The following is an 8,079-nucleotide window of genomic DNA, read 5'->3' on the forward strand; positions in this document are numbered from 1 at the left end:
AAAGCCGTCAGGCGTGCTTTATTCAGTGTTTCCTTTACAGTATCACCCTTATTTTTCCCCGTACAGCAGGGCATCAACGCCCTCCTCGCCGGTACGGACACGAACCACATTTGTCACATCGGAAACAAAAATTTTTCCGTCGCCGATATGACCGGTGTACAGCTCTTTCTTGACGAATTCCAGCAGTCCGTCCAGTTCCTCAGTGGGCAGAACGATCATGACAACCTCTTTCGGCAGCAGGCTGATCTCCTTGTTCTTCTCCTCCACTTCAAATTCCTGTGTGCCGTGCTGCACACCGCAGCCCAGCACCTGATATACCGTCATGCCGGTGATGTGGAATTTTCCCAACGCCTTTTTCAGCGGCTCGATCTTGGAAATACCGGTGATGATCTCAACTCTGGATAATTTCATAACGAATTCCTCCCACGATTACAAAAAATTTCCCAAAAAAGAAAAGATGCCGAATTTCCGCGAAATTCGACATCTTTGTCTTTCTGTACTCTATTATAGCAGATGACACACCTGAAAAATTGTAAAAATCAGAACCTGCAAAATACTGCGGTGTTGCCTTACTGAAAACGGTCGTACCGCAGTGCGGACAAGTCCACTGCTGTTTCCTGCTCCATTGCCAGCTGTGACAGTACCAGTCCCACTGCCGGCGAGATGCCGAAGCCATGTCCGGTAAAGCCGCATGCCAGAATCAGTCCCGGCACTTCCTCGACCTTGCTGATGACCGGCACATGGTCGGCACATGCGTCCATCCAGCCAGCCCACGTCCGGACGACCTTGATGTTTGCCAGATCAGGGAAATAATGCATGATACCGCGGCAGGCTGCCGAAGCGGCAATGCTGGACGACAGCGGCTTACCCGGCTTTGCATACGGTTCCAAGCCGGAGTTCAAGCCGAATACGAAAGAGCCATGCTCAGTCTGGTGTCCGTAGAAGTCTGCATCTGCGGTACCCAGCATCTGCCAGAACATCGGACCTACTGCTTCTGTGACCAGTGTTTCCAGCAGCACCTGCTGCATGGGCACGTCAATGCCTACTGTGGAGGCAATAAAACGGCTCTCATAGCCTGCCGCCAGAATGATCTTGTCGCCTTCATAGACATTGCCGGACGCTGTGACGACCTGTCTTGCCGCGCCTTTGATCTTCCGCAGTTCCACAACCTTTTCGCCGGAGATGAAATGTGCTCCCAGGCGGCGTGCCATTTTATAATAGCCCATGGTCGCCATTAGCGGGTTGGCGTGACCGTCCGTGGGACACCAGCTTGCACAGGTGACTGCCTCAGACAGGTACGGGTTGATGCGTCTGGCTTCGTCGCCGGTGATCATGCGGACATCGACACCGTGTGCAGCGGCACTGTCTGCCAGACCTGTCAGGATCTTCTGATGCTGGGGCGTGCTGCCCAGACGGAGATTGCCCTCCTGATAATATTCCACGTTGGTATCCAGCATATCCGAAAGCTGCGGCCAGATGTGCTCAATGGAGTACATCACCAGCGGCAGTTCTCTGGGATCACGTCCGGACTGGCGAACACCGCCGCCGTTGCGGGTGGAGCCGCCGTTGCCGATATTTTCGCTGCCCTCCAGCACAAGGACAGAAACGCCATTTTTTGCAAGGTTATACGCTGCCGCACAGCCAATGATGCCGCCGCCAACAATAATGACTTCTGCATTCATTTTGTTTCCTCCTTATCTTTTGCCAGCACTTTCATTTCGATCGGACGCATGGGAGCTCTGCCGGTTGCCGGTCCCAACTCGTTGGGACGTACACCCAGTTCCCGTGACACAATGCCTTTCACCAGTTTGGTACAGGTCTGTCCCTGACAAAGCCCCATACCAGTTCTCAGATAGCGACGGATTTCCGTCAATGTAAACATGCCGTCATGTACGGCACGGCGAATCTCACCTTTGGTAATTTCTTCACAGCGGCAAACAATCATATCATCGTCCGGCTGCGGTACGAAGGGTCTCAGTTCCCGGTTTCTGTCATTCATGCTGTCTCCTCCTCCCGAAAAAATCTTGCTTTCATGGCATATTCTTTCGGTACTTTCATCGTAAGCAGATTGGTGTGGTCGAACGCCTTGGCACTCCGCACATGAACCACCTCTGCGGCACAGACCTTTTCACCCTTTCGGTTCAGAGCCACGCCCTTGTCGCCCTTTTGCGGCAGCGGCAGGAACTCATAAGGCAGTGTCACTTCCGCCGTGCCGTCGCCGCAGTCTTCGTTGACCAAGAAGATCGCCTGACCGGAACAGGAAGCCACGCACATGCCGCAGCCGGTGCATTTCTTCTCCGGATCAATGGACGGCAGTGCCGTGATGTTGCTGCCGATACGGATACAGTGCTTCGGACAAGCGTCCTGACACGGGTTGCACGGAATATTCTGAGTACACTCAATGACAGGGTGCACACCGGCACTGTGTGTCACACCGGGGAACCGTTCGATTTCTTCCTCAGCAACGAAACCATGTTTCAACAGGTTTTGCGAAATTTCCACACCTTCTTCGGTTTCGGTGATCTGCTTGCCACGCATACCCGGAGCAAACATGCCCTGCCGCAGTCCCTCCAAAGCGGCTTCCTGCTTGGCAGCTTCTTCCTTACAGGTTTCCTCCGAAATGAATCCCAGTCTTGCCGCTGCGGCAATGCCGGCGATTCTGCCCTCGATCATGGCACTGGAAGCTTCTTCAATACCGGACACGTCACCGGCAGCATAGATGCCGGGAACCGATGTTTCACCGTACTCGTTGACAGTGGGAACAAATCCAGCCTTTGCCGGATTATCCTCCATGGCACAGCCCGCCATATCGCAAAGCTTGGACATCGGCGAAAGCCCGACTGCCAGACAAATCGTATCCACATCGAAATGTTTTTCCGTGCCTGGAATGATCTGCCAGTTCTTGTCCACTTCTCCGATCGTCACGCCGGTGACGCAATCTTCCCCGTCTGCGGAAATAATTGTATGGGACAGATAAAACGGTACGCCGCATCTTGCCACCTTTGCCGCATGGACACCATAGCCGCCTACGCGGGAAGCTGCATCGGCAACGGCAACCACTTCACAGCCGGCCTGCATCAGCTGGAAGCTGACTACCAGACCGACGTTGCCGGAGCCAAGCATCAGCACACGCTTGCCCGGCAGGGTGCCGTGAAGGTTCATCATTGTCTGTGCGGCACCTGCTCCGATAACGCCCGGCAGGGTCCAGCCCGGAAATGTAACCATGTTCTCGCTGGCACCGGTGGCGATCAGAATGGTATCGCCTTTCACATGAATGACGTGATCTTCTACCTTTACGGTAACTTCCTTTTCCGGAAAGATACCGATGACAATGGCATTCAGGACAACCTCTACGCCCAGTTCTGCAGCTTCTGCCAGAAGTTCTTCCCCGATGTGGAATCCGCGAATCTTTGCCTTGTGTTCCTTGGAGCCGAAAAACTTATGGATCTGTTTGAACAGCTGTCCGCCGGGCTTGGCATTTTCATCGTAAACGACAACGTGCATCCCCTTTTTCGCGGCTTCAATGGCTGCGGACAATCCTGCCGGACCTGCACCGACGACGATCATATCATAACGCTTCATCATTTTGCTGCACCTCCCGGCTGTTCTGCTGTCACACCATATTGTGTCCGAATCTCCATGCCTTCTTCCAAAGGCGTAATACATGTCCGCACATTCGGCTGCCCGTTTACGACCATTACGCAGTCTGTACAGCGACCGATCGCACAGAAGATCCCTCTCGGTTTGTGTTCCTTTCGGGTATAGCGGTGTACCATCACGCCGGCATTTTTCAGTGCCATTGCAATGGGCTCTCCGGCATATCCCTCCAAAGGCTTTCCGTCAAAAGTAAAGGAAACCAGCTTTCCCTTTTCATATGTCCCCAGAATCGGGTGTTCCTGAATTCTCATGTCTGCTCCTCCTGTCTGATCATACCATTTGCGGGGTATCCCAAAGCTTCAGCTTTGTACCGATGCCTTTTTTCAGTGCATTGCGGTAAACCATAGTGCCCCAGGCTACATCTTCCACTGGCATGCCGCCAATGGAATACACAATAATTTCGTCCTCTTTCCGATGCAGCGGAATGTTGCCCATCAGAATATCGCCCAGATCATCGACCTGCTCCGGCTTCATCTTGCCCTCTGCGATCAGATCCATGACATGCACCGCCGGAATCGGCACGGTGTTGTAGGCATTCGGTTTCATTTCTTCTTCCCATGCCTCGTACAGCTTGATGTTGTCCGTTACAGTTCTCGCACGGTGAATTATGAAGTCATCATCAAACCGGAGAGCCGCCGTGGAACTGATCAGTGCACCCGGCTTGATCCATTCCTCTTTGATGTACGGATACAGGCTGGGGTCACCAGTAGGGGTGGAAGTACTTGCCGAAACAATGTCCGCATCTCGGACTGCTTCTTCTATGGTATCCACAGCGTACACATTTACCTGCGGATATTCTTTTTTCACGTGGGCAATGAACTTTTCCAGTGAAGCTTTGCCGCGTCCCTTGACCTTAATGGTTTCGATGTTCGGACGGACTGCCATGATCGCCGCCAGTGCAGTCTTGCTCATCACGCCCGGACCGATAATGGCAACCACCTTGGAATCCGGCTTGGACAAGTGCTTATATCCTACCCCCGGCACTGCACCAGTCCGGTATGCGGAAAGAATATTTGCGGACATGTATGCCACCGGTGCACCGGTATCCTTGTCGTTCAGTGTCAGCATCAGAATGGAACGGGGCAAGCCCTTTTCCTTGTTGGCACAATTGGAGCCGTACCACTTCATGCCTGCCATATCAAACACGCCGCCCAGATAAGCCGGCATTGCCATGAATCTTCTGTCCGGTCCATCTACCGGCATTTCCGGAAACGGAGAAGACGGCGGGAACATGACCATACAGCCGTGGGAGTTCCCGTTCGCACCGCCCATGCGGTAGTTGCCCACCTTCATCAGCTTGAACATTTCCTCCATGGCTTCGATACAACCTGCCATATCCTTGACACCGGCTGCCACCATGTCTTCCTCATTCAGATACAAAAAATCAACTTCTGGATAGCTCATCTGAAATACCTCCTCCGGAACGCATCACGCACGACGCTGTACGCTGCTTTCCTGAAAAATAAAAAGGAGTTCAGATGACTGATTCATCTGAACTCCTTTGTTCGAGTATTATCTTATCACAATTACGGGAGGAAAAATTGTAAAAAACGGAACAAGGGCAATACCGCACAAAGATTGTGCGACAGATGCGTCGTCAAATTTTTCGTCAGATGAAACAAAAAGCGGAGTGAATACTTGATGTATTCACGAGCATTTTTGTGAAATATGAGAGAAAATTTGCAAGCAGATGGCGTGCAAAGTCGCCAGACGCTCTTTGTGCGGTGTTGCCCAAGAAAAACGCTGCCGCCGGTTATACCATCAGCATGCGGAACATTTCGATCACCTGTTCCTGCGTTGCCTCTCTGGGGTTGCCCGGATAGCAGGCATCTGCCAGAGCATCTTTTGCCAGCTGCTCCAGATCTTCTTCCCTGATGCGTTCGTTCTTTTCCGGAATGCCTACGTCTTTGGACAGCTGACGAACTGCCGCAATTGCCGCATCACGGTATTCCTCCTGTGTCATGGTTTCAGTGCCCTCTACGCCCATTGCCTTTGCAATCGCACGATACCGGTCACCGGTGTAGTCCCGATTGAACTCCATGGAGATCGGCAGCAGCATTGCACAAGCCACACCGTGCGGGGTGTCATAGTGTGCACTCAATGTATGTGCCATAGAGTGGTCGATTCCCAGCCCTACATTGGAAAAGCCCATGCCGGCAATGTACTGTGCCAGAGCCATGCCCTCTCTGCCGCTGGGCTTATTGGCTACAGCATCACGGAGATTCTCCGAGATCAGGCGAATGGCTTCCATGTGGAACATGTCCGGAATCTCCCATGCTGCCTTGGTGGTGTATCCCTCAATGGCATGGGTCAGTGCGTCCATACCGGTTGCGGCAGTCAGTCCCTTGGGCATGGAGGACATCATATCCGGATCCACAATGGCAACAGCCGGAATATCATTGGTATCCACGCAGACAAACTTCCGCTGTTTTTCCACATCTGTGATGACATAGTTGATCGTTACTTCTGCGGCAGTGCCGGCAGTTGTCGGAATCGCAATGGTGGGAACTGCGTGGTTCTTCGTCGGAGCAACACCCTCCAGCGAACGCACATCTGCGAATTCCGGATTGGTAATGATAATGCCGATCGCCTTTGCCGTGTCCATAGAGGAGCCGCCGCCAATGGCAACAATGGCATCTGCTCCGCAAGCCTGAAAAGCCGCTACACCCTCCTGCACGTTCTGAATGGTGGGATTCGGCTTGATCTTCGAGTAAACCGTGTATGCAATGCCGGCATTGTCCAAAATGTCTGTCACCTTTGCCGTCACGCCAAATTGCAGCAGATCCGGATCTGTTGCAATAAACAGATGCTGGTAGCCGTTGCTTTTTACTTCACTGACGATTTCCTGAATCGCACCTTTTCCATGATAAGAAATGTTGTTCAATACAATACGATTTGCCATAATGCATGCACCTCACAATAAAATTTATTGGTACTTCCATTTTCGGAGTACAAGCATATTATACATCATTTTTCAGGAAATGTCAATATGTAATGTGCAATATCACAAAAATGTATCTGTATCCAATGGTATGGGCGAATTGAAAGCGTAAAATGCTGCTATTTTCGGATCATGTTCATTCACAATATCTTCCTCTATACCGTAATGCTGCATGCCGTATTGCAGCAGCTGCCTGCCCGAATCTTTTCCGTGTTCCTCCGGCAGAAGGAAAAACATTACCAGCCGCTTTCCGGCAGTGCCCATAAAACCGACAGGCTCCCCTGATGCGGATTCCTTTCCGTTTGCTTTGCGTGTCTGTAAGTTCCCGCAATCCGTGAAACTCCTATGGCAATACCGCACAAAGATTGTGCGGTATTGCCATATAAAAAAAGCCGCCTCTGCGGACAGAGGTGACTTCTGAGAAATGATTTCAGTTACTTTTTCTTGTTTTTCGTGTCCTGCCGGAGCAGCTGCATTCGCAGTGCCAGGCAAGTGACTGCCAGAATCACTGCACCGCCGACAACGATCCAGCCCACGACTACATTCCGCATATGGTAAATATCAGAATAGGGCACTGTCGCCAGAATGATGTAATCGCCGCTGGTCTGATAGTGCACCATTTCCGTTTTGCCGTCTGCATCTTTCACATTAAATTTGCCCTTGTTCCGCTGTAACTGTTCCTTGTCGTAGTCTGTTGTCTTGCCGATCAGGTCTGTATTGGTGCAGCTGATATATTTCAGCGTGTCGGTTTCCAGAATTGCCGTTGTACCGGAAGAATACAGCGGCATATCCGAAGCAATGTTTGCCCAGTCTGCGTCCTGTAACAGAGATACCACGGAATCCGCCGAAAACGTGATCTGCACCAGACCGTTTCCGCCGTCCAGTGAAGATGCCGCCACAATGGTGGGCGTATCCGAATCCAGCAGAAACAGAACATCGGTATAGACATCATCTGTCAGGTGCGAACGAAACTCTTCCCGAATGGAGTTCCCCGCACCGGACGGGTCTGTACTGGCGATCACATTGCCCTCATGGTCAGAAATACTGATCATGTCTGCATTGACGGTCACGCGAAGTTCCTCCAGTGTCCGGTCATCGGTAATAAAGGAACTGTCCTGCGACAGCAGCATGGCGATAGTTCTGGTCTTGGCAGAATAGTCCTCTTTGAATTCCTCTGTCAGCAGTTCCGTTGCATTCTGGTTCTTCTCCAGATACGCCTCTATCGAGCCAATATTGACATCGATCTGTGCGATCACATTGTTCATGCCGACCACACCCACAGTATAGCCGGCGGAACATGCCAGAACTGCAATACAAATTGCCACGCACAAAATCACACTGCGATATAATTTCCAAAAACGTTTTACCATTTTTGTAAAAACACACCTACCCTTTTATGAATCCGTTTCTCTCTGTTGAAAGAAGCGGATCGCCTGTTGTCATACTCAAGGAAACACTGCATAAAGCCCGCCTGACGGCTT

At 51.6% G+C, this 8,079-nt stretch carries 9 protein-coding genes; all 9 read right to left on the minus strand.

Annotated features, from left to right (window positions below; genetic code table 11):
• Positions 1 to 48: 48 nt before the first annotated feature.
• On the minus strand, positions 49 to 411 hold the full coding sequence (locus RUMCAL_RS09215) for a P-II family nitrogen regulator (protein ID WP_021682501.1): 363 nt from the start codon (positions 409 to 411) through the stop codon (positions 49 to 51).
• 158 nt (positions 412 to 569) lie between these two features.
• Positions 570 to 1,682 (minus strand): NAD(P)/FAD-dependent oxidoreductase, encoded by a 1,113-nt coding sequence (locus RUMCAL_RS09220; protein WP_021682503.1) that lies wholly within the window; start codon positions 1,680 to 1,682, stop codon positions 570 to 572.
• Entirely contained in the window at positions 1,679 to 1,999 is a 321-nt protein-coding gene (locus RUMCAL_RS09225) for a (2Fe-2S)-binding protein (protein ID WP_021682504.1), read from the minus strand. Before RUMCAL_RS09225 ends, RUMCAL_RS09220 begins: the two co-directional genes overlap by 4 nt.
• Complete coding sequence (locus RUMCAL_RS09230) at positions 1,996 to 3,582, minus strand: FAD-dependent oxidoreductase (RefSeq protein ID WP_040647749.1); 1,587 nt, start codon at positions 3,580 to 3,582, stop codon at positions 1,996 to 1,998. Before RUMCAL_RS09230 ends, RUMCAL_RS09225 begins: the two co-directional genes overlap by 4 nt.
• Positions 3,582 to 3,908 carry a (2Fe-2S)-binding protein gene (locus RUMCAL_RS09235; RefSeq protein ID WP_021682506.1) on the minus strand — a complete coding sequence of 109 codons (327 nt, stop codon included), beginning with the start codon at positions 3,906 to 3,908 and terminating at the stop codon, positions 3,582 to 3,584. Before RUMCAL_RS09235 ends, RUMCAL_RS09230 begins: the two co-directional genes overlap by 1 nt.
• Before the next feature lie 19 nt (positions 3,909 to 3,927).
• The gene (locus tag RUMCAL_RS09240) at positions 3,928 to 5,061 is read right to left on the minus strand and encodes a tyramine oxidase subunit B (protein WP_021682507.1); all 1,134 of its coding nucleotides are present in this window, start codon (positions 5,059 to 5,061) and stop codon (positions 3,928 to 3,930) included.
• Positions 5,062 to 5,410: 349 nt separating this feature from the next.
• Complete coding sequence (fucO, locus tag RUMCAL_RS09245; RefSeq protein WP_021682509.1) at positions 5,411 to 6,559, minus strand: lactaldehyde reductase; 1,149 nt, start codon at positions 6,557 to 6,559, stop codon at positions 5,411 to 5,413.
• Positions 6,560 to 6,661: 102 nt separating this feature from the next.
• Positions 6,662 to 6,862 (minus strand): hypothetical protein, encoded by a 201-nt coding sequence (locus tag RUMCAL_RS09250; protein ID WP_021682511.1) that lies wholly within the window; start codon positions 6,860 to 6,862, stop codon positions 6,662 to 6,664.
• 170 nt (positions 6,863 to 7,032) lie between these two features.
• On the minus strand, positions 7,033 to 7,968 hold the full coding sequence (locus tag RUMCAL_RS09255; protein ID WP_021682512.1) for a hypothetical protein: 936 nt from the start codon (positions 7,966 to 7,968) through the stop codon (positions 7,033 to 7,035).
• Positions 7,969 to 8,079 lie beyond the last annotated feature (111 nt).

The sequence above is a fragment of the Ruminococcus callidus ATCC 27760 genome (assembly GCF_000468015.1).
Taxonomy (GTDB): domain Bacteria; phylum Bacillota; class Clostridia; order Oscillospirales; family Ruminococcaceae; genus Ruminococcus_C; species Ruminococcus_C callidus.